Annotated in this window: 19 protein-coding genes; 4 read left to right on the top strand and 15 right to left on the bottom strand. The window is 68.0% G+C overall.

Going from position 1 to position 19,705, the window contains the following annotated elements:
• Window positions 1–20: 20 nt before the first annotated feature.
• The 13 genes from J2T23_RS07845 to J2T23_RS07785 form a co-directional block, all read right to left on the bottom strand.
• Window positions 21–944: a 4-phosphopantoate--beta-alanine ligase gene (locus J2T23_RS07845; RefSeq protein WP_141158583.1), complete on the bottom strand. Its 924-nt coding sequence runs from the start codon at window positions 942–944 to the stop codon at window positions 21–23.
• Window positions 945–1,838 (bottom strand): Rossmann-like and DUF2520 domain-containing protein, encoded by an 894-nt coding sequence (locus J2T23_RS07840; protein ID WP_141158584.1) that lies wholly within the window; start codon window positions 1,836–1,838, stop codon window positions 945–947.
• On the bottom strand, window positions 1,831–3,501 hold the full coding sequence (locus J2T23_RS07835; RefSeq protein WP_370871423.1) for a PH domain-containing protein: 1,671 nt from the start codon (window positions 3,499–3,501) through the stop codon (window positions 1,831–1,833). The genes J2T23_RS07840 and J2T23_RS07835 overlap by 8 nt, the downstream gene beginning before the upstream one ends.
• Window positions 3,498–4,010: a PH domain-containing protein gene (locus J2T23_RS07830; RefSeq protein WP_307358704.1), complete on the bottom strand. Its 513-nt coding sequence runs from the start codon at window positions 4,008–4,010 to the stop codon at window positions 3,498–3,500. Before J2T23_RS07830 ends, J2T23_RS07835 begins: the two co-directional genes overlap by 4 nt.
• Window positions 3,991–4,539 carry a DUF3180 domain-containing protein gene (locus J2T23_RS07825; protein WP_141158587.1) on the bottom strand — a complete coding sequence of 183 codons (549 nt, stop codon included), beginning with the start codon at window positions 4,537–4,539 and terminating at the stop codon, window positions 3,991–3,993. The genes J2T23_RS07830 and J2T23_RS07825 overlap by 20 nt, the downstream gene beginning before the upstream one ends.
• The gene (folK, locus tag J2T23_RS07820) at window positions 4,536–5,081 is read right to left on the bottom strand and encodes a 2-amino-4-hydroxy-6-hydroxymethyldihydropteridine diphosphokinase (RefSeq protein ID WP_307358701.1); all 546 of its coding nucleotides are present in this window, start codon (window positions 5,079–5,081) and stop codon (window positions 4,536–4,538) included. Before folK ends, J2T23_RS07825 begins: the two co-directional genes overlap by 4 nt.
• Window positions 5,078–5,470 (bottom strand): dihydroneopterin aldolase, encoded by a 393-nt coding sequence (gene folB, locus J2T23_RS07815; RefSeq protein WP_141158589.1) that lies wholly within the window; start codon window positions 5,468–5,470, stop codon window positions 5,078–5,080. Before folB ends, folK begins: the two co-directional genes overlap by 4 nt.
• Before the next feature lie 13 nt (window positions 5,471–5,483).
• Window positions 5,484–6,422 (bottom strand): dihydropteroate synthase, encoded by a 939-nt coding sequence (folP, locus tag J2T23_RS07810; protein ID WP_307358698.1) that lies wholly within the window; start codon window positions 6,420–6,422, stop codon window positions 5,484–5,486.
• A 9-nt stretch (window positions 6,423–6,431) separates the two neighbouring features.
• Window positions 6,432–7,076 carry a GTP cyclohydrolase I FolE gene (gene folE / locus J2T23_RS07805; protein WP_141158591.1) on the bottom strand — a complete coding sequence of 215 codons (645 nt, stop codon included), beginning with the start codon at window positions 7,074–7,076 and terminating at the stop codon, window positions 6,432–6,434.
• 9 nt (window positions 7,077–7,085) lie between these two features.
• The gene (ftsH, locus tag J2T23_RS07800; RefSeq protein WP_141158592.1) at window positions 7,086–9,149 is read right to left on the bottom strand and encodes an ATP-dependent zinc metalloprotease FtsH; all 2,064 of its coding nucleotides are present in this window, start codon (window positions 9,147–9,149) and stop codon (window positions 7,086–7,088) included.
• A 222-nt stretch (window positions 9,150–9,371) separates the two neighbouring features.
• Complete coding sequence (hpt, locus tag J2T23_RS07795; RefSeq protein ID WP_141158593.1) at window positions 9,372–9,923, bottom strand: hypoxanthine phosphoribosyltransferase; 552 nt, start codon at window positions 9,921–9,923, stop codon at window positions 9,372–9,374.
• A gap of 30 nt (window positions 9,924–9,953) precedes the next feature.
• Window positions 9,954–11,027 carry a tRNA lysidine(34) synthetase TilS gene (tilS, locus tag J2T23_RS07790; protein WP_307359042.1) on the bottom strand — a complete coding sequence of 358 codons (1,074 nt, stop codon included), beginning with the start codon at window positions 11,025–11,027 and terminating at the stop codon, window positions 9,954–9,956.
• Between the two features lie 108 nt (window positions 11,028–11,135).
• A complete protein-coding gene (locus J2T23_RS07785; protein WP_307358696.1) occupies window positions 11,136–12,317 on the bottom strand; it encodes an Rv3626c family coenzyme F420 biosynthesis-associated protein in 1,182 nt (393 codons plus the stop codon).
• A gap of 173 nt (window positions 12,318–12,490) precedes the next feature.
• Between J2T23_RS07785 and J2T23_RS07780 the strand changes: the two genes are divergently transcribed.
• Window positions 12,491–12,694 carry a hypothetical protein gene (locus J2T23_RS07780; RefSeq protein ID WP_307358693.1) on the top strand — a complete coding sequence of 68 codons (204 nt, stop codon included), beginning with the start codon at window positions 12,491–12,493 and terminating at the stop codon, window positions 12,692–12,694.
• Window positions 12,695–12,701: 7 nt separating this feature from the next.
• Here the strand turns inward: J2T23_RS07780 and J2T23_RS07775 are convergent, their stop codons facing one another.
• On the bottom strand, window positions 12,702–14,198 hold the full coding sequence (locus J2T23_RS07775; RefSeq protein ID WP_307358690.1) for a D-alanyl-D-alanine carboxypeptidase/D-alanyl-D-alanine-endopeptidase: 1,497 nt from the start codon (window positions 14,196–14,198) through the stop codon (window positions 12,702–12,704).
• A 156-nt stretch (window positions 14,199–14,354) separates the two neighbouring features.
• Between J2T23_RS07775 and J2T23_RS07770 the strand changes: the two genes are divergently transcribed.
• The 3 genes from J2T23_RS07770 to J2T23_RS07760 all read left to right on the top strand — a co-directional run bounded on the left by J2T23_RS07770 (window position 14,355) and on the right by J2T23_RS07760 (window position 17,059).
• Complete coding sequence (locus J2T23_RS07770) at window positions 14,355–14,843, top strand: inorganic diphosphatase (protein WP_018762663.1); 489 nt, start codon at window positions 14,355–14,357, stop codon at window positions 14,841–14,843.
• 113 nt (window positions 14,844–14,956) lie between these two features.
• Window positions 14,957–16,300 carry a carboxylesterase family protein gene (locus tag J2T23_RS07765; RefSeq protein ID WP_307358687.1) on the top strand — a complete coding sequence of 448 codons (1,344 nt, stop codon included), beginning with the start codon at window positions 14,957–14,959 and terminating at the stop codon, window positions 16,298–16,300.
• Window positions 16,301–16,306: 6 nt separating this feature from the next.
• Complete coding sequence (locus J2T23_RS07760; RefSeq protein WP_307358685.1) at window positions 16,307–17,059, top strand: DUF429 domain-containing protein; 753 nt, start codon at window positions 16,307–16,309, stop codon at window positions 17,057–17,059.
• Between the two features lie 4 nt (window positions 17,060–17,063).
• Here J2T23_RS07760 and J2T23_RS07755 read toward each other — a convergent pair whose 3' ends face one another.
• A complete protein-coding gene (locus tag J2T23_RS07755; RefSeq protein ID WP_307358683.1) occupies window positions 17,064–19,502 on the bottom strand; it encodes a phosphoketolase family protein in 2,439 nt (812 codons plus the stop codon).
• Between the last annotated feature and the right edge of the window lie 203 nt (window positions 19,503–19,705).

The raw sequence follows: 19,705 nt of genomic DNA, 5'->3' as shown, positions 1-19,705 counted from the left end.
CGCAGCACTCCGCTCCGCTGCTATGAACTGAGCGGCACGTTGTCGATCAGGCGCACCGGCCCCACTTTGGCCGCGATGAGCGCCAGGCCCTCGCCGCGGAAAGGTGTTTCCCGGCAGTTCTCGGCCAGCGGTTCAAGCGTGCCCGGATCCACCACATCGAAATAGTCCAGTTCCACCAAAGGCTGGGATTCCACCATCGCCAGCGCGGAATCGATGCCCAGCGGTTCGTGGGCTTTGGCCCGCTCCTCCAGCAACCGCAACGCCCTGGACAGGACCAGCGCGGCGTCCCGCTCTGCCTCGGAGAGGAAGCGGTTCCGGCTGGACAGCGCCAGGCCGTCCTCGGCACGGACCGTCGGCACTCCCACGATCTCCACCGGGAAATTCAGGTCGGCAACCATCCGCCGGACCAGGGCCAACTGCTGGGCGTCCTTCTGCCCGAAGTAGGCACGGTACGCCGGCAGGCTGCCGCCGCCGGAACCTGCAGAGCCGGCCGGAAGACCTGCCGCCGGCATGCCATAGTGCAGCAGTTTGGCCACAACGGTCAGGGCACCGTCAAAGTGTCCGGGCCGCGAAGCGCCCTCCCACTTATCCCCCAGGCGGCCCGAAGTGATCCGCACCAAGGGCTCGCCACCGGGGTAGACCTCTTCCACGGAGGGCGCGAACGCCAGGTCAACGCCCTGCTCCTCAAGCAGGGCAAGATCCGCATCAAGCGTCCGCGGGTAGCGGTCCAAGTCAACCGCGTCGCCGAACTGGAGGGGGTTGACGAAGATACTGGCCACCACCACATCGTTCTGCTCGACGGCGGTGCGCGCCAGCGTTGCATGGCCTTCGTGGAGTGCCCCCATGGTTGGCACCAGCCCTTGGGAAACTCCTTGCTTCGCTGTGAGCAGGCGGTCACTTTCGGCTTTCAGGCCGGCCACCGTGGTGACGAGTTGAATCGGCATTCAGTCTTCCTTCGGATCAAGGGCCTCGTGCAGACCCTTCAGCTGGTCAGGTTTCAGCAGCCCCCGGCCTTCGGCGCGCAAAGCGGTGGCTCGGGCCATCGCGAGGTAGGCGGCGAGCACGTCACCCTGCCCCCCGCCGTCGTACTCCCGCAACGCCTCAGCGTGTGCACGCACCGTGCCGACGTCCCCGCGGGCCACCGGACCGGTCAGGGCGGACTCCCCCGAGGCCAGCGCGTTTTCCAGCGTGGCCCGCAGCAGCGGCCCCAGCATCCGCTCGGGGGATTCCACTCCCACCTCGCGCAGGAGCTGCGACGCCTGTGCCACCAGCGTGACCAAATGGTTGGAACCGTGGGCCAAGGCTGCATGGTAGAGCGTCCGGTCCGCCTCGGCGATGGCCACGGGCTCCGCCCCCATCTCCACCACCAGGGCCTGCGCGATGGGGAGCATGGCGGCATCGGCCGTCACGCCGAAGGTGCAGTCAAGCAACCGGGTGAGGTCAAGGCTCATGCCCGTGAAGGTCATGGCCGGGTGCAGCGCCAGTGGAACCGCGCCGGCGGCACGTACCGGATGCAGCACGCCCACGCCGAACCGGCCCGAGGTATGGGCCACGAGCTGTCCCGGCTGCCAGGCGCCAAGCTTCGCCAGCCCTTCCACCAGGTTCGGGAGGGCGTCGTCGGGCACCGCCAGCAGCACCAGTTCGGCACGCTCCACGATGTCCTGCACTTCCAGGATAGGCACGCCGGGGAGCAGCGCCTCGGCCCTGTCCCGGCTGGCGTCGGAGACGGCCGAGACCCCCACGACGGCGTGCTCGGCGGCGCGCAGGGCGGCACCAAGCACGGCGCCCACCTTGCCGGCACCGATGATTCCAACGCCGAGGCGTCCGGGCTTAGCCATGCTGCTGGCCTTCCTGTTCGTGATGGGTGCGGGCTTCACGGGCTGGTGTCACGTGATGCGGTGTCCCAGGATGCGGCGCCCCGGGTACCGGCGTGCCCGGCACGGCCGCAGGTTCCGCTGCCGGAACAACCTGCCGCAACCATTGTTCGGTGGTTTGCCGCCTCCTGGCCAGCCGGGCCCGCGCGGACTGCTCGTCAAAGAGCTGCCGGGCCTCGTCCAGGCCCGCCTGGGTCAGCCTCGGGGCCACGGGGCCGGCCGTCGTGTGCAGGACCAGGTCGGCCACCCGGAACAGGCGTGCCACGGGCCCCTGATGGATTGCAAGCGACTGCGTCCGTTGGTGGGGCACCAGCACAAGGTCCCGCCACCAGCGCCCGGAACGGATCAGCAGCGCCGTGTCCGTGGCGGCAAATCCGTTCCGGCGCCAGGCAAGGGGCGCCAGCAGCCATGCCCGCCGCGGCGTGGTGGTGAATCCGCCGTCGGAACCCGTGCCGCCGAGGCCGGCGGCAAACAACTCGGCAGGGCGTTCGGTTCCCGGATCCGGAAGGACCAGCGAAAGCATGGCCATGACGTCGGCGAACTTCCCGACGGGCAGGAGGATGGTCCGGGTGTTCCCTTCGGCCGCGTTGCCGGAGGTCCCGTAGCCGGCGACGTTCACCTGCATCCGGTACCAGCCGAAGGGACGCCACAGCGGCGGCTGGGCGATCTTCACTGCCTGGATCCGGCCGGGCGGAAGCGTCTGCGCCTGCGTATCGAGCAGTCCGTACCGCAGCCGGATGCCGTCCGGCGAGACCGCAGCGGTGAAGTTGTAGCCCTTGTTGAAGAAGTTCCAGTAACCTGCGGCGAGGCCCAGCGCGGCGGGCACCAGGTAGAAGTAGAAAGCGCGGTTGTCCGTCAGCGCAGACAGGAGCACCGAGACGATGCCGCCCACCACAATGAAGAAGCTTTGCTCGCTCAGCAGGAGCGATCCGATAAGGCGCGACGGCGGCACGCGAAGTACCTGGATTTCGGGCGCCTCGGATGCGTACGGGCCAAAGGAAGCCGCGGATAGGCCGGCTGGACCGGCAAGCGCCGCGCCGTCGATGCCGGCGGCCGGCCCCGCACCGGACTCCGCCTCAGCCCCGGAAGCCCCCGCAAGGATGGTGGCGCGCAGCCGGCGGGCGTCGTCGATCCGCAAATAGGCGAGGCGCACCGCCGATTCGCCGGCGTCCGCCACTTCGAACTTGAGTTCTGCCAGGCCGAAGATGCGGGCCAACAGCGGCTGCACGATGTCGATTGCCTGGACCCGGTCCAGCCTCGCCTGCCGGTGTTGGCGGAAGAGGAGGCCAGTGTTGACGCGGACGTAGCCGCCGGAGACCTGGTACTTGGTGAAGTACCAGGTCAGGACGAATCCGAGGACTGCTACGGCCAGCACCGCCGCGCCGCCGCCCAGGAGCCACGGTGCACGGCGGGCAAACCCGTCCTCGAACACCGGTTGGCCCTGGAGCGTCCGTTCAAAGAGGTCGCGGCCAAAAAAGAACAAAATGGCCGCCAGTGCAACCCAGCCCCGGACGAAAGGCGAGGCAGGATGCACGCGCAACCAATCGCCGTCGGACGTTTCGTAGCTTTCCGGTACCGCGGCAGGTGGGAGCGCGGGCGCTCCGGGCAACTGGCCGTCAGTGGTCACAGTCCTGCCAGCCTGGCTTCGCCGCGCGCGGCCAGCTGTTCGCGGAGCCGCGCCCCTTCCGCCGCCGGGAGGCCGGGAATGCGCGCGTTGGTGCCAGGGGATGCCGTATGGAGCTTTACGGTACACAGGCCCAGCCCGCGCTCCACGGGGCCCACGGCGATGTCCACGTACTGCATTCGGCCGTAGGGGACGGCCATGGTGCGCTGGAAGAAGATGCCGCTCCTGACCAGGAGGTCGTCGTCGCGCTCGGCGTAGCCGATGGCCCTGACCTGCCGCGGGATGAGCACCAGCCGCCACAGGGCGACCAGCAGGGTGACAGCCGGAACGGTGATTGCCAGCCACAGCGGCGGCCACCGCCACCACCCCAGGAGGACGAGCGCCAGCGGCGCGGACAGGACCAGCACCGCCAGGACGTTCGCCAGGGCCCACTCCACCAGCCGGACGGTCACGTACTTGGGGGAAACCCGCTGCCAGGCAATACCGGGCGGGTCAATCGCCTCGGTACGCATACTCGCCTTCCCCGGCGGCCTCGCCGCGGGCGGTGCGGCCCTTCTTCCCGTCGGCACCGGGGGTGTCGCCGTCCTCCGGGGGAATCCTGCAAAACCGCTCAACGAGGAGTCCCACCACGATCATCACCAGGCCGCCGCCGGCCATGGCAAGGGCCAGCCAGGTGATTCCCTGGTCGCTGCGCAGGCTCCAGATCCGCAACTGGTCAAGGAAGATGCCCACGTGCCAGCCCAGCAGCACCGTTCCCGCGTACGCACACGCCTGCGCCAGGACCAGGGTCCGGGCGGCCAGCAGGGGGTCCAGCTGCGTTTTCTTCGTCTTGCTGTTGGGCTGGTGGCTGTTCCGCCATCTCAGGATCCGGATCCCCAGGATCAAGGTGATGACGACGATGACCCCCATGGTGGCAAGCGCGGTGGAGGGCAGGACAGGCGTGGCCATGCTGTAGCGGCTGGTGACAACCGTGGCCGACCAGCCAGCGACGGCAAGAATGACGCAGATCAGCAGCAAACGCAGCGGGTTGATGGGCTTCATCGCTCGTCCACAGCTCCCGCCGTGGGCAGGCCGTCAAAGTCTCCGTAACCGTCAAACGGGGCAAGATCCTTGAAATCGTCGGCCTGCACTGCCAGGGTGCTGATCCGTTCGCCGTTCAGCGTGGCGCTGGGTTCGATGAGGGACCACGGATAGAGGACGAACGCGCGTGACGCTGCGCGGGGGTGCGGGATGGTCAGGACGGGATCGTCGCTGCGGAGCTCTCCGTAGGTGATGATGTCGACGTCGAGCGTCCGCGGTCCCCAGTGGACCTCGCGGACCCGGAGGTGCTTGTTCTCCACGGCCTGGCAGTGTTCCAGCAGTTCCGCAGGGGTGAGGATGGTTTCCACGGTGATGACCATGTTCAGGAAGTCGGGCTGGCCGGAGGGTCCGCCCACCGCCTTGGTCTGGACGATGGGTGAGACGGCGAGGAGCCGGACCTCCGGCGGGTCCACGAGGTCCGCCACGGCCTCGGTCAGGGTCTCATTCCGTTCCCCGAGGTTGCTTCCCAGGGCCAGCACGGCCTTGGTGTAGATTCCGTTCATGCCTGTGCCCCGGCCGGCGCAGGGACGGCAGAGGCCCGATCCCGGTGGACCGTCACTGCCACGTCCCCGAACGGAACCTCAATGGGGGCCTGCGGTTTATGGACCGTGATGTCGACGGCATGGAGGGCGAATTCGGACAGGAGGCCTTCGGCGATCCGCACCGCGAGTGCCTCAATGAGGTTGAGCGGCTCTCCGGTGATCCAATCGGTAATACGCTGGGCCACCTCACCGTAGTGGGCGGTGTCCCGGACATCGTCGGACTGCGCGGCTCCGGTGAAGTCCAGGTAGAGCACGGCGTCCACCACAAAGGGCTGCCCTTCCCGGCGTTCGAAATCGAAGACACCGTGGTGGCCGACTGCCGTCACTCCGGTCAGCGTAATCCTGTCCATGGGTCCCCCGGCCCTATTGCGTTTTAGGTACGGCTTGTGTCGAGGGTGCCGCCGCCATGCGCGCCGCAACCTTGACCGCGTCGAGGCTGGACCCGACGTCGTGCACACGCACGGCCCATGCCCCGCGGCTGGCGCTGATCGCCGTGATCGCGGCCGTGGCAGCGTCCCGTTCGTCCGGAGCGGCGGACTTTCCGGCGACGGTAAGGAGGGTGCCGAGGAAACGCTTGCGGGAGGCGGCCACCAGGACCTTGTGCCCCAGGCTGTCCAGCTGGTCCAGGTTCTGCAGGAGTTCCCAGTTCTGGGCGTCGTTCTTGGCGAACCCCAGGCCCGGATCGATGATGATCTGTTCCTGGCTGACGCCGGCAGCGTAGAGCTTGTCCCGCACCCCTGCCAGCTCCGACACCACTTCCCCGGCCACGTCCGTATATTCTGCGAGCGAGTTCATGGTCCTGGCGTCGCCCCGGCGGTGGGTGAGGACATAGGGCACCTTGGAGGTTGCCACAAGCTCCACCATCTCGGGTTCGATGGTCAGTCCGGAAACGTCGTTGATGATGGCAGCGCCGGCCTTGAGGGCAGCGGCCGCCGTGGAGGCGTGCGTGGTGTCGATGCTGACCAGGGCGCCGGCCTTCACCAGCGCTTCGATCACTGGCAGCACGCGGCGCTGCTCTTCATCCGGAGTGACGTCGTCGGCACCCGGCCGGGTGGACTCGCCCCCAACGTCGATGATGTCAGCGCCGGCGTAGAACATGCGCAGGCCGGCCGCGATGGCGGTGTCCGCCGTCGCATGCTTGCCGCCATCGCTGAAGGAGTCAGGGGTGACGTTCAGGATGCCCATGACCAGGGTGCGGCCGGTGGGCAGGTCTTCGAAGCGCGCGGCCGGCCGCGGCTTGCGCAGGATGGGCAGTGGGGATGTTGCGGGCCCCGTTCCAGGGGCTGCAGCGAGTGTATCCATGGTCTGTGGTTACCTTCCGAGGATGAGGCTCATGGCTTCGGCACGGGTGGCCGGATCATGAAGCTGCCCGCGGACCGCACTGGTGACGGTCTTCGCTCCGGGCTTGCGGATGCCGCGCATGGACATGCACATGTGTTCGCATTCGACAACGACGATGGCACCGCGGGGTTTGAGGTACTGCACCATCGCCTCGACGATTTCGGTGGTCAGTCGTTCCTGCACTTGCGGGCGGCGGGCGTAGATGTCCACCAGCCGGGCCAGCTTGCTCAGTCCGGTCACCTTGCCGTCATGCGAGGGAATGTACCCAACGTGGGCAACCCCGTGGAACGGCACCAGGTGGTGCTCACACGTGGAGTAGAACGGGATGTCCTTCACCAGGACCAACTCCTCATGGTCCAGGTCGAAGGTGGTGGACAGGACGTCCGCCGGATCATGGTGCAGCCCGGCAAACACCTCCGCATAGGCCTTTGCAACCCGTTTGGGGGTGTCCACCAAGCCGCCGCGGTCCGGGTCCTCGCCGATGGCAAGGAGGATCTCACGGACGGCCGCTTCAATCCGTGGCCGGTCCACCTTTTCGCTCTTGGAGTGGTGGGAACCGGCCTCCGCCGGGTAGGCGGCGGAGGCGGAAACGTCGTCGTCGTCGAAGGAAGTCACAGGGAAAGCTTAGCCGCGAAGGGTGTCAGGCCCCGAGTCGGGGGTTCCTCCATGAAACGGAGCGTCCTCCGGAACGCCCTGCGAATGCGGCGGCTGGGCGTCCAGCGGCTCATCCATCCGGGCCTTCTTGGCTTCCTCCTGCGCTTCGCGCTCAGCCCGCTCCTGGCGGCTTTCCACGGGGCCGGCCTGCTGGACCGGCCGGGTCTCCTTGGACAGCCACACTTCGCGGAAGTCACGCTTGCGGACGTCACGGAAGATGTCGGCAATCTCGGCCTGGTTGAGGGTTTCCCGCTCCAGCAGCTCCAAGGCGAGGAAGTCCAGGATGTCCCGGTTCTCGGTGAGGATTTCGTAGGCCTCATCATGAGCCTGCTCGATCAGGCGGCGCACTTCCTCGTCCACAACGTAGGCGATCTGGTCCGAGTAGTTGCGCTCATGGCCGGCATCGCGGCCCAGGAACGGCTCACCGCCGCCCTGGCCCAGGCGGACAGCCCCCACGCGTTCGCTCATGCCGTATTCGGTGACCATCTTGCGTGCGGTGCCGGTGGCCTTTTCGATGTCGTTGGAAGCGCCGGTGGAAGGATCATGGAAGACGATCTCCTCAGCCACGCGGCCGCCCATGGCGTAGGCCATCTGGTCCAGGAGCTCGTTCCGGGTGATGGAGTACTTGTCGTTCTCCGGAACCACCATGGTGTAGCCCAAGGCCCGGCCACGCGGCAGGATGGTGATCTTGGTGACCGGCGCCGAGTTCCGCAGGGCTGCCGCCACCAGGGCGTGGCCGCCTTCGTGGTATGCGGTGATCTTGCGCTCGTGTTCCTTCATGACGCGGCTGCGCTTCTGCGGGCCGGCCATGACGCGGTCGATGGCCTCGTCCAGGGCGCGGTCGTCAATCAGGTTGGCGTTGGAACGGGCCGTGAGCAGCGCGGCCTCGTTCAGGACGTTGGCCAGGTCCGCACCGGTGTACCCGGGCGTCTTCTTGGCCACGGCCTTCAGGTCAACGCCGGGGGCCATCGGTTTGCCCTTGGCATGCACCTGCAGGATCTGGTCGCGCCCGATCAGGTCCGGTGCTTCCACGGATACCTGGCGGTCGAAGCGGCCGGGGCGCAGCAGTGCCGGGTCCAGGACGTCGGGCCGGTTGGTGGCGGCGATCAGGATCACGTTGGTCTTGACGTCGAAGCCGTCCATCTCCACCAGGAGCTGGTTGAGCGTCTGCTCGCGTTCGTCGTTGCCGCCGCCGATGCCGGCGCCGCGGTGCCGGCCGACGGCGTCGATCTCATCCACGAAGATGATGGCCGGCGAATTGGCTTTGGCCTGCTCGAAGAGGTCGCGGACACGGGACGCGCCGACGCCGACGAACATTTCCACGAAGTCGGAGCCGGAAATGGAGAAGAAGGGTACGCCGGCCTCACCGGCAACGGCGCGGGCCAGCAGGGTCTTACCGGTGCCTGGCGGGCCGTACAGCAGCACGCCCTTGGGGATCTTGGCGCCGACGGCCTGGAACTTGGCCGGTTCCTGCAGGAATTCCTTGATCTCCTGCAGTTCCTCCACGGCCTCATCCGCACCTGCAACGTCAGCGAAGGTCACCTGCGGCATGTCCTTGCTGACCATCTTGGCCTTGGACTTGCCGAACTGCATGATCTTGGAGCCGCCGCCCTGCATGCGGGTCATCAGGAACCAGAAGAGTGCGCCCAGCAGGATCACGGGGATCAGGAGGGAAAGCAGGCCCGAGAACCAGTTGCTTTCAATCGGCTGGTCCGTGAAGCCCTGGGCCGGCTTGGCGTCGGTGACAGCCTTCACCACGTCCTGCGCGCGGGCATCCACGAAGAAGAACTGGACGCTCTTGCCTTTGTCCTGCCCGTCCACCTGCAGGTTGTCCTTCAGCGTGAGGTCAACGCGGTTTTCACCGTCGAAGATCTTGGCCTGCTCCACCTTGTTGCTGGAGAGCAGTTCCAGGCCCTTGTCCGTGTCGATCCGGGCCGCACCGCCGGGGGCGAGCGTTGCAAAAGCCACTAGGAGCAGACCGACCACAACGACGATCCAGATGCCCGGGCCTTTGAAGAAGTTCTTAGCTTTCATCTGTTCGGGGGCTGACCCCGTCCCTTCCGGTAGTGCTTCACGGCGAGTAGTCTGCGCGCGTGATGGTGCTGCGTCAGCTTCTAGCTATACACCGTCCGGAGTACATCACGCATAGCGAAAAGCAAAAGTTCCCTGTGGGCGTATCGGCCCGGCGCTCCGCCGCATGGCGCACGGAAGGGAGTGCGCCGGGCGGTGCGGGCCGGGGCTTTCCGCGGCCGGCGCCTACTCGTAAACGTGCGGGGCCAGGGTGCCCACGAAGTCCAGGTTGCGGTACTTTTCCGCGTAATCCAGGCCGTAGCCCACCACGAATTCGTTGGGGATGTCGTAGCCCACGTACTTGACGTCGATCTGCACCTTGGCCGCGGTGGGCTTGCGGAACGCAGTGCAGATTTCCACGGAGGCGGTGCCGCGGGATTCCAGGTTGGTCTTGAGCCAGGACAGGGTCAGGCCGGAGTCGATGATGTCCTCGACGATCAGCACGTCCTTGCCCATCAGGTCCGTGTCCAGGTCCTTGAGGATCCGCACCACGCCGGAGGACTGCGTACCGGAGCCGTAGGAGGACACGGCCATCCAGTCCATGGAGATGTGGCTGTGCAGCGCCCGGGCCAGGTCGGCCATGACCATGACGGCACCCTTGAGGACGCCAACAATGAGGATTTCGCGTCCCTCGTAGTCCTTGTCGATCTGTGCGGCGAGTTCGGTGATCCGCTGCTGGATCTGTTCCTTGGTGTAGAGAACGTGCTTGAGATCTGCCTGGACGTCGTTTGAATCCACCAATGGCTCCTGTGTAGATGCGGGGTGCGACTATTTTGCGGGCGGTTTTTGAGGCCGGAATACTAGCTTCCCACAGCGCGCGGGTTCGCGGGGAACGGAACCGGTACCGTCCGGGGCCCCTGCTGCGGCAGCGTCCTTCGATTCCTCCAGCTGCGCGAGCGACAACCTGTACACAGCCACCCCGCCCGGAAGCTCGACGGGACCGGCGGAACCTTGCCGCCGCAGCAGTGCTTCCGCCGCCAAAAGGCGCCGGTAGCTGGGCTGCTGCCCGCCGGCGTCGGCCGCTGCCTTGGCGATGACGCGGAACCTGATGGCAGGCGCCAGCGCGCGCAATTCCTCCTCCGGCAGGCTCAGGTCCCTGCCATCACGCACCACCAGGGAGGCATAGGTGCTTTCCGCCACATCCTCGAGGTAGTCGGCGTCCAACTGCAGGATGGCAGCGGTCCGGGCAAGGGATTCGGCGACGCCGGGACCAAGTTTTTCCTCAAGGTGCGGCAGGACTTCCACCCGGGTCCGCGACCGGGCAAAGGAGGGGTCGGAGTTGGTGGGATCGTGCCAGGGATCCAGCTCCTCCACCGCGCAGATTTCTTCCGTGTCCGCCCGCCGGAGTTCCAGGAAGGGGCGCAGGAGAACGGCATTTCCGGCCCCGGGACGGGCCGGCCGCATACCCGCCAGGGACCGCGTGCCGGAGCCGCGGGCCAGGCCCAACAGTACTTGCTCGGCCTGGTCGTCCAGGGTGTGGCCCAGCAGCACTGCCTGCGCGCCCTGCCCTCCGGCTGCGGCTTCCAGCGCGGCGTGCCGGGCTTCGCGGGCGGCGGCCTCGGGGCCCATTCCGGCACCGGCCACCGTAACGGTACGGATTTCCACCGGCTGCAGGCCCAGGTCCTGCAATGCTTCGGCCGTACGGGCGGCGACCTCGCCGGACCCCTCCTGCAGCTGGTGGTCCACCACCACGGCGCCGACGGTCAGCGGGTGGCCGTCCACGTGGCCGCGGCGGGCGAAGTAGGCGGCGACGGCGGCGAGCGCCAACGAGTCCGGTCCGCCGCTGCAGGCTACAAGGACGTGGCGCGGATAGCCGGCGCCGGCCAGGGCGTTCTGCAGCAGTTTGCGCGCAGTGCCAACGACGGGCGCCAACCTGCCGGGCCGTCGTCGACCCCTCCGCGCGCCCTGTCCTCCAGCTGCCGGGGCGCCCTCCGGTACCTCTGAGGGCAACTAGAGGCCCATCCGGTCGAGCCACAGCTTGGCGTCGTGGATCTCGGGTTCGGTGGGAAGGTGGTCCACCGAGTCCCATACCTTGTTGAAGCCCTCCATGCCGGCCACGTCCACCACGGCGCGGACAAAGCGGGCGCCGTCTGAGTATTGGCGCATCTTGGCGTCCAGGCCCAGGAGGCTGCGGATGAACTTCTCGATCACGCCGCGGTCCTTGCCGCGGTCGTTGAAGCGCTGCCGGATGGTTTTGACGGAAGGCACGATGCTCGCATCCACGGCATCCATCACCACGTTCGCGTGACCCTCAAGGAGGCTCATCACAGCAGTGAGGTGCGAGATGGCAGCCTTTTCCTCGGGGTCCTGCAGCAGGTCCAGGATGGCGCCGCGCCCCGGCGTGTTTCCGCTGGCAGAGCGGTCCTTGAGCGAACGCGCGGCAGCCGAGGCGCGCTCCATGAGGGAATCGACGTTGCCCAGGAGGTGCCCGCTGAGTTCGTCGATTTGCTCCAGCATGTGGTGGCGCAGCCACGGCGCTGCCGCGAACTGCACCCGGTGCGTCTGTTCGTGCAGGCACACCCAGAGCCGGAAGTCCTCCGGGGCGACGTTGAGTTCGCGCTCCACCGAGATGATGTTTGGCGCCACCAGCAGGAGCCGGCCTGCGGCAGGGGCCGTGGAGTTCTCGGCCAGGGCCGCAAAGGGATCGTACTGGCCCAGGACCTTGCTGGACAGGAAAGCCAGGACGGCGCCCAACTGGCTGCCGGTAATGGCGCCACTGACCTGGGCGGCAGCGGGGCTGAGGTTGCCGCGGCGGGTGTCCAGCATCTTCTGCATGGCGGGCTTGAGCATTACTGCGAAGCTTTGGGTGTTGGCTTTGGCCCAGGACGCCCGGTCCACCACCAGCACGGAGGAGTCGCGAAGGTCCCGCGCGGCTTCCAGCCCGGTGATTTCGTGGACATGGGGAACGGATGCGTCCGCGAGCCGGCGCAGGCTGTCCACCGCATCGCCGATGGCTTTTCCGTCAAGCACGGGTCCGGCCGGGGCCAACCGCGCCGCGGCAGAGGCAGCGAGGTCCCAGTTGATCAGGGCCTGCGCCGGGTTGGACTGGCCTGACTGGTTGGGCTGGGCTGCCTGGTTGGACTGGGTTGCCGGGGACAACGCCGGTGCGGACTCGCGTGCAGTGGACTCCATGGTCCCATCAGAACACAGCGCACCGGACAACGTCCTTAAGTTCGCTGACCGGCGAAACTTCCACAGCCCCCGCACAGGGAGGCGAAAGCACTGTCCCAGTCCGGACCCGCACAGTGGGAACCACGAAAACATTCCGCCCGCACCGGAGCGGCCCTATCCCGCAGGAGGACACCGTGATCCCCTACCGTCCCATCGCTCCCCTGACCGTCGGTCCCCGCAAGGGCTGGAAGTCGGTGCTGGCCGCCGTCGTCATGGCCGCCCTGCTTGGCACCACCGCACCGTCCGCCATGGCTGCAGGGCCGGCGCCCACCGCCGCGTCAGCCACGGAGGCAGCACAGCCCGGAACCACCCCCGCAACGGAGCGCCCCACGGAGTAGGCAACCCCTAGCGGCAGCCGCAGCCTGCCAGGGCGGTGGCTGCCCGGTCCAGCGCCACTTTGTTGCCGGCAGCTCCGGGCGTCAGTCCGTTGCCGATGAAGGAGAACACCAGGAGCCGGCCGTCCGCGTCAACCACGTAGCCGCTGAGCGCCAGCACGGTGTTCAGGGTCCCGGTCTTGGCGTGGACCAGCCCGGCACCCCCGGAGGTGGTGGAGTCCCCGTAGCGGGTGTCCAAGGTGCCCGACAGGCCGCCGACCGGGAACCCGTCCAGGGCAGAGCGAAGCCTGGTATCAGCGCCGGTGGTCATGGCGCGCACCACGTCCGTGAACTGGCGGGCCGTGACCTGGTTGCCCATGGCCAGCCCGCACGCATCCACCAGTTTTACGGCGTCCGGGGTGACCGCCGCTGCCGCCAGTTCGGCGGTGACTGCGGCCGTGGCGCCGTCATTGCTGCCGGGCCGGCCCGTGGCCACGGCCGCCATCCGGCCCATGGTCTCGGCCAGGTAGTTGTCCGAGACCTGCAGCATCAGGTCCACCTGCTCGGCCACGGTGGCCGAGTCGACACCGGCCAGGACAGCAGCACCGGAACTGGCGGCGCCGGGTGAACGGTCGACGCCGGCCGCGACGGTCAGTGCCGCCCCGGCACCAGCGGCCCGAAGCCGGGCCGCGAATTCCTGCGCTGCGGACATCGCAGCGTCCTGGGGCCGCGGACCGGTGGTGACGGCGGGGTCGAAGCGCGCGGAGTTGAGGGCCAGCGGGTAGAGCGGCGCGATTTCGCCGGCTTCCACGTCGCCGGACAACCAGTTGGGATTCAGCGCCGGGCCGGTGAAGAGGGAGTCGTCCACCAGTACCTTGATCTCGCCAGTGGTGCCCGTGGCCTGCAGGGACTGCACTGTCAGTGCGGCAAGCGTGGCCAGGCCGGCGTGGCCCAGGGTCTGTCCGGGCTGCGATTCCCCTGCCCCCAGGAGGACGTCCCCGCCGCCCACCAGGACCACCTGCCCGGGAGCCGGGCCCCGCACCACCTTCGTGGTGAACCGGTGGTCCGGTCCCAACGTGCGCAGCGCGGCCACGGCAGTCAGCAGCTTGAGGTTCGACGCCGGCACCCGGCTTTCCGAGCCGCCCCGGTCAAAGAGGACCTGGCCCGTGAGCGCATCCTGCACCATGCCCGTGAAAGTACCCCCGCCGTCGGCCGTCAATACCGGTTCCACCTGCGCCGCCACGGCAGGCGGTGCGGGCACCGGCGCCGAAGGCTGGAGGGGTGCAAGCACCTGTGGGACGGACAGTGTGGCGGGAGCCTGCTGCCAGGCGGGCGCAGAGACGGCGGCCGCCGGGGCCTCGGGTCCGCGGAAGCCGGGGGCCACCAGCAGGGCCGCGGGGATGGTTAGCGCGATCAGCACCAGGGCGGCCAGGACCAGGTGCCAAGGCTTCCTTGCCTCCCGGGCCATGCTGCCGGAGCGTTGGGAACGCCGGTCCCGCAAACGTTCCCCGCCGGTTGGTGTGGTCATGCTGGTGCCGGTCCTCAAGTCCTGAAATTTCCCCACAAGTTCCTGATTCCAGGGCCTCTCGCTATATCCTCAATTGTAGTCGGCGGCACCGACACGCTTTTTGATGGGCCCGTCCTGTGTGCCGCGCACCCCCTGCAATTGCCGAGGAGCATTCCCATGAAGCACGACGTGACCATCGAGATCCCCAAGGGATCACGCGTCAAGTACGAAGTTGACCACGAGACCGGCCGCGTCCGCCTGGACCGCGTCCTCTTCACCTCCATGCAGTACCCCACGCACTACGGGTACTTCGAAAACACCCTCGGCGAGGACGGCGACCCGCTGGACGCACTGGTGCTCCTGCAGGACTTCGACCTGCACCCCGGCGTCATCGTCGAATCCCGCCCCATCGGAGTGTTCAACATGACCGACGACGGCGGCGGAGACGCCAAGATCCTGTGCGTGCCCGTGGACGCCCGCTTCGACCACATCCAGGAAGTCAGCGACGTCAACGAGTTCCTGATCAAGGAGATCGAGCACTTCTTCACCCGCTACAAGGACCTGGAACCGGGCAAGTGGGTCAAGGCCGAAGGCTGGGGCGACCGCGCCGCCGCCGAAGCCGAGCTGGAAGCCTCCATCAAGCGCTACGTCCCCACCGGACACTAGTCCCCAGGCTGGGCTTGCCCGGCAACTCCCTTAGGGTCCGACGGCGGGTGCCCGGCTTTTCGAAGCCGGGCACCCGCCGTCGTTGCTCCAGGAAGTTGTGGCATGGTGGGGCTGTGAATTCCGAGCCAGCCGTGACGTCCCAGCTTCTGTTCCATCCCCCGTGCGGGCCCGTCAGCGGTTGGTGCGACGGCGACGTTGTGCGCGCCTCCGGCATCCCCTACGCCCGGGCCCCACGTTTCCAGGCCCCGGTACCGGTACCGGACTGGACCAGCGAATATGCCGCCACGTCTCCCGCTCCCGCTTGCCCACAGGCGCCAGTGCCGTTCCTGGACGACGTCCTGGGCACGAAGTACGGCGAGCTCCCGGGCAGCGAGGACTGCCAGAACCTTTCCATCACCCTGCCCGGTGACCTGGCACCGGATGAGAAGCTGCCCGTCATGGTGTGGATCCACGGCGGCTCCTACACCACGGGCTCCGGGGACCTTGCCATCTTCGACGCCGCACGGCTGGTGGCCGAGAACCGGATCATCGTGGTCTCGGTGACGTACCGGCTTGGACTGTTCGGCTTCCTGGCCACACCTGCAGGACGGCCCGGCAACCTGGGGCTCCTGGACCAACTCGAGGCCTTCCGGTGGGTGCAGCGGAACATCGCCGCTTTCGGGGGTGATCCAGGCCGGGTCACCGCGTTCGGGCAGTCCGCCGGCGGGGACGCGATCGCCCACCTGATGGCCACCCCCGAGGCTCCAAACCTTTTCCGGCGTGCCATCATCCAAAGCGCCCCACTGGGCATCACCCGCGGCCGGGCGAAGATGAACCACGCCATGGGCATCGCCTCGGACGGCGTCACGGACCAGACCCCTGCCATGGACGTGGTGGCCCTCGAAGCACAGGTGACCCAGGTGGCCCGAAAGTTCGGGATGTTGGCTGCCATGCCGTTTGGCACCCAGTACGGCCACGATCCGCTCCCCGGGGAGTCCGGCATCGAGGCTGCCTGGAACCGGACCGCCCCGGCCATCGACGTGCTGATCGGCCACACCTCAGAGGAGGCCCGGCTGTTCCTTCCCCGCAGCCCGCGCCTGATGCGCCTGGCCAAGGTTCCGTTTGTGGGCAAGGCCGCCGTGCGCGCCATCGACTGGGTGGTCACCGAAACCGTGTACGGCCGGGCCACCCGCAGGTTCGCGCGCCGGCATGCCAAGGCGGGCGGGCGGGTCCACCGTTACGTCATGGACTGGCACGCCCCCGGGAACATCTTCGGCGCAGCCCACACCATCGACCTGCCGCTGCTCCTGGGCAACCGGGAAACCTGGGACGGCGTGGGCCTGATCGCCGGCGCCCGCTGGGAGGATGTGGACGCGACCGGCAGGGCGGTGAGGTCATTGTGGGCCGGTTTCGCGCGGGGCGATGACCTGGGCGAGGCCGGCGGAGTCGACCACGCCCTGCATTATCGGCGGGTGTGACAGCCCTTGAGGACCCTCGGCGTGGACCTGGCGGCGGCCACCAAGAAAACCGCCGCGGCCGTCATCGAGTGGAGCGATGACCGGGCCCGGCTGGCACACCTGTCGCTGGACGTGGACGACCAGGAGATCGTGGACTTATTCGGCAGCTGCGACATGACCGGCGTCGACTGCCCCGTGGGCTGGCCGGACGCCCTGGTCCCGTTCCTCACCGGCCACCTCAACTTCGACGCCGGACCCGTCCTGGCGCATGACGGCATTGCGGGCCGGCGGCTGCTTGCGTACCGGGACACGGACCGGTTCTGCACCGCCCAAACCGGCCTGATTCCGCTGAGCGTTTCGGCTGACCGGCTGGCCCACCCTGCCATGCGCTGCGCAGTGATCCAGGCAAAGATCGCGGCGGTACATGGCCCACAGCTCCGGGACGGGTCGGGGCGGCTTGCCGAGGTGTACCCGGCGGCGTCACTGAAAATCTGGGGCCTCAACGGCCGGGGTTACAAGGGCCGCGGCGTCCCCGAAGCCGAACGCCTGGGCATCCTGCTGGCGGCCCTCGAGGAGCAGGCCCCCTGGCTGGACCTCGGCGGGCACCGGGACCGGATCACCGCTTCGGACGACCTCTTCGACGCCGTCATCGCCTCGCTGACCGCCCGGGCCGCCGCCCGCCGTCGAACGCTCCTGCCGGATGAAGCCCACGCTTCAGCCGCCCGCAGCGAGGGCTGGATCCATTTGCCCTCCTGCGGCCTGGACGTGCTCCCGGGCTAGGAGCTCAGCCGCCCAGCTTCCAGTTGCGGATCTCCTTCGGGTCCTCGCCGTGGGTCCTGGTGTGCTCCCGGGCGCGGTTCCGCCGGTCCTGCAGGTCCTGGCGCAGGAGCGCGTGCGTGCCGGCGAGGCCCGGCACCCGGTCGATCGCGTCGATGGCCAGGGTGAAGCGGTCGATCCCGTTGAGCATAGCCATGTCGAACGGGGTGGTGGTGGTCCCCTCTTCCTTGTAGCCGTGCACGTGCAGGCCCTGCTGGTTGGTGCGCCGGTACGCCAGCCGGTGGATCAGCGCCGGGTAGCCGTGGTACGCGAAGATGACCGGCTTGTCAGGGGTGAAGATCCCGTCGAAATCGTGGGCCGGCAGGCCGTGCGGATGCTCGCTGTCGTCCTGCAGCCGCATCAGGTCCACCACGTTCACCACGCGGACTTTAAGCCCGGGGGCGCCTTCGCGGAGCAGTTCGGCGGCCGCCACCGTCTCCACCGTCGGGACATCGCCAGCGCAGGCCAGCACGACGTCGGGCTCCTCGCCGGGCACTTCGGAGCCGGCAAACGTCCAGATCCCCAGTCCGCGCCGGCAGTGGTTGGCGGCATCTGCCGGGCCCAGCCACGTGGGCGAGGGCTGTTTGCCGCTGACCACGATGTTCACGTAGTCCGTGGACGCCAGGCAGTGCTCCATGACGGACAGCAGGGTGTTGGCGTCCGGCGGCAGGTACACCCGGATGACTTCGGCTTTCTTGTTCACCGCGTGGTCGATGAACCCCGGGTCCTGGTGGGAGAACCCATTGTGGTCCTGCTGCCACACATGCGAGGACAGCAGGTAGTTCAGAGACGGGACCGGCTGGCGCCACTGGAGTTTGCGGTGCACCTTGAGCCACTTGGCATGCTGGTTGAACATCGAATCGACAATGTGGACGAAGGCCTCGTAGCAGTTGAACACCCCATGGCGGCCCGTGAGGAGGTAGCCCTCCAGCCAGCCCTGGCACAGGTGCTCGCTCAGCACCTCCATCACCCGGCCGGACCGGGCCAGGTGCTCGTCGACGTCGTCAATCCGGTACTGCCACACCTTGTCGGTGACCTCGTAGACGTTCTGAAGCCGGTTGGACGCCGTCTCATCCGGACCGAACAGCCGGAAGTTATCCATGTTCTCCGCGATGACGTCCCGCATCCAGGACCCGAGCGTGATCATCGGGCTCACGCGGTCCGTGCCCGGGTTCGGGACCTCGACGGCGTGGTCCCGGTACGCGGGCAGTTTCAGTGCGCGCCGGAGCAGTCCGCCGTTGGCGTGCGGCGTGGCACTCATGCGGAAGTCACCGGCAGGCGCGCCCCGGGCGACGTCGGGCCGAAGCCTTCCCTCGGCGTCGAACAGTTCGTCCGCGCGGTAGGACTTCAGCCACTCCTCCAGCTGCTTCAGGTGCTCCCCGTTGGTGCGGACCTCGGACAGGGGCACCTGGTGCGCCCGCCACGTCCCTTCCACCTGGAGCCCGTCCACGGTGCGCGGGCCGGTCCAGCCCTTGGGCGAGCGCAGGACGATCATGGGCCAGCGGTGCCCGCCCTCCCCCACCTTCTCAGCCTCCGGATCCTGCCGGTGCGAATCCTGGATGGCCTTGATTTCCCCCAGGCAGCGGTCCAGCACGGCGGCAAAGTCGCGGTGCGCCTGCTCGGTGTTGTCCGGATCCTGCACGGTGACGAAGTAGGGCTGGTGGCCGTAGCCACGCAGCAGCTGCTCCAGCTGGTCCTCCGGCATCCGGGCCAGGATGGTGGGGTTGGCGATCTTGTAGCCGTTCAGGTGCAGGATGGGCAGCACGGCGCCGTCCGCGGCGGGGTCCAGGAAGTTGTGCGAGTGCCAGCTGGCGGCCAGCGGACCGGTCTCCGCCTCGCCGTCACCGATGACGACGGCGGTCACCAGCTGGGGATTATCAAACACGGATCCGTAGGCGTGCGCCAGGGAGTACCCGAGCTCACCGCCCTCGCTGATGGAACCGGGGCTTTCGGGGGCCGCGTGGCTGGGAATGCCGCCGGGGTAGGAGAACTGCCGGAACAGTTCGGCGATGCCGGCCTCGTCGTTGCCCACGTGGGCATAGATTTCCGAGTAGGTGCCCTCCAGCCAGGCGTTCGCGACGACGGCGGGGCCGCCATGGCCTGGACCGGCCACAAAGAGCATCTCAAGGTTGTCGCGGCGGATCACGCGGTTCAGGTGCGCGTAGATAAAGTTGAGCCCGGGCGTGGTGCCCCAGTGCCCCAGCAGGCGTGACTTGGTGTCCTCAGCCTGCAGCGGCTCACGCAGCAACGGGTTGGAGCGGAGGTAGATCTGGCCCACCGAAAGGTAGTTAGCGGCACGCCACCAGCGGTCCACGAGTTCCAGTACCCCCTGCCCGATGCCTTCCTGCCGCACGTCGTCCTCCCGCATCGTGTCCTGCATTCCATCGTGCCCAGTGCTGCCGGCCATAACCATCCTCACCTCAGGAGTGCCGCTGCAGGCGGCCGTTTCCCCATCGCAACAGATGGAGGGGCAGCGAGGCAACCCCCCGCCGTCGGACCTTGTCGTGGGGACGTGGGCCCCCTGAGGAGGCCGCGGGTGTGGTGGGAGGCAGCGATGCGGACCCGGCGACCGCCACGGGGTCCGCCGCTGGGGGCCCGCATTCACCCGCC

This window comes from Pseudarthrobacter niigatensis (genome assembly GCF_030812615.1).
Lineage (GTDB): Bacteria > Actinomycetota > Actinomycetes > Actinomycetales > Micrococcaceae > Arthrobacter > Arthrobacter niigatensis.
This window is presented reverse-complemented; position numbering and strand designations above follow the sequence as displayed.

Bases quoted from the DNA above. Each gene is read 5' to 3' on its own strand.
- folB (WP_141158589.1), bottom strand. From the start codon at position 5,470: ATGGACAGGATTACGCTGACCGGAGTGACGGCAGTCGGCCACCACGGT.
- J2T23_RS07825 (WP_141158587.1), bottom strand. From the start codon at position 4,539: ATGAAGCCCATCAACCCGCTGCGTTTGCTGCTGATCTGCGTCATTCTT.
- J2T23_RS07840 (WP_141158584.1), bottom strand. From the start codon at position 1,838: ATGGCTAAGCCCGGACGCCTCGGCGTTGGAATCATCGGTGCCGGCAAG.
- J2T23_RS07770 (WP_018762663.1), top strand. From the start codon at position 14,355: ATGAAGCACGACGTGACCATCGAGATCCCCAAGGGATCACGCGTCAAG.
- J2T23_RS07830 (WP_307358704.1), bottom strand. From the start codon at position 4,010: ATGCGTACCGAGGCGATTGACCCGCCCGGTATTGCCTGGCAGCGGGTT.
- J2T23_RS07755 (WP_307358683.1), bottom strand. From the start codon at position 19,502: ATGGCCGGCAGCACTGGGCACGATGGAATGCAGGACACGATGCGGGAG.
- ftsH (WP_141158592.1), bottom strand. From the start codon at position 9,149: ATGAAAGCTAAGAACTTCTTCAAAGGCCCGGGCATCTGGATCGTCGTT.
- J2T23_RS07845 (WP_141158583.1), bottom strand. From the start codon at position 944: ATGCCGATTCAACTCGTCACCACGGTGGCCGGCCTGAAAGCCGAAAGT.
- J2T23_RS07775 (WP_307358690.1), bottom strand. From the start codon at position 14,198: ATGACCACACCAACCGGCGGGGAACGTTTGCGGGACCGGCGTTCCCAA.
- folK (WP_307358701.1), bottom strand. From the start codon at position 5,081: ATGAACGGAATCTACACCAAGGCCGTGCTGGCCCTGGGAAGCAACCTC.
- J2T23_RS07785 (WP_307358696.1), bottom strand. From the start codon at position 12,317: ATGGAGTCCACTGCACGCGAGTCCGCACCGGCGTTGTCCCCGGCAACC.
- folP (WP_307358698.1), bottom strand. From the start codon at position 6,422: ATGGATACACTCGCTGCAGCCCCTGGAACGGGGCCCGCAACATCCCCA.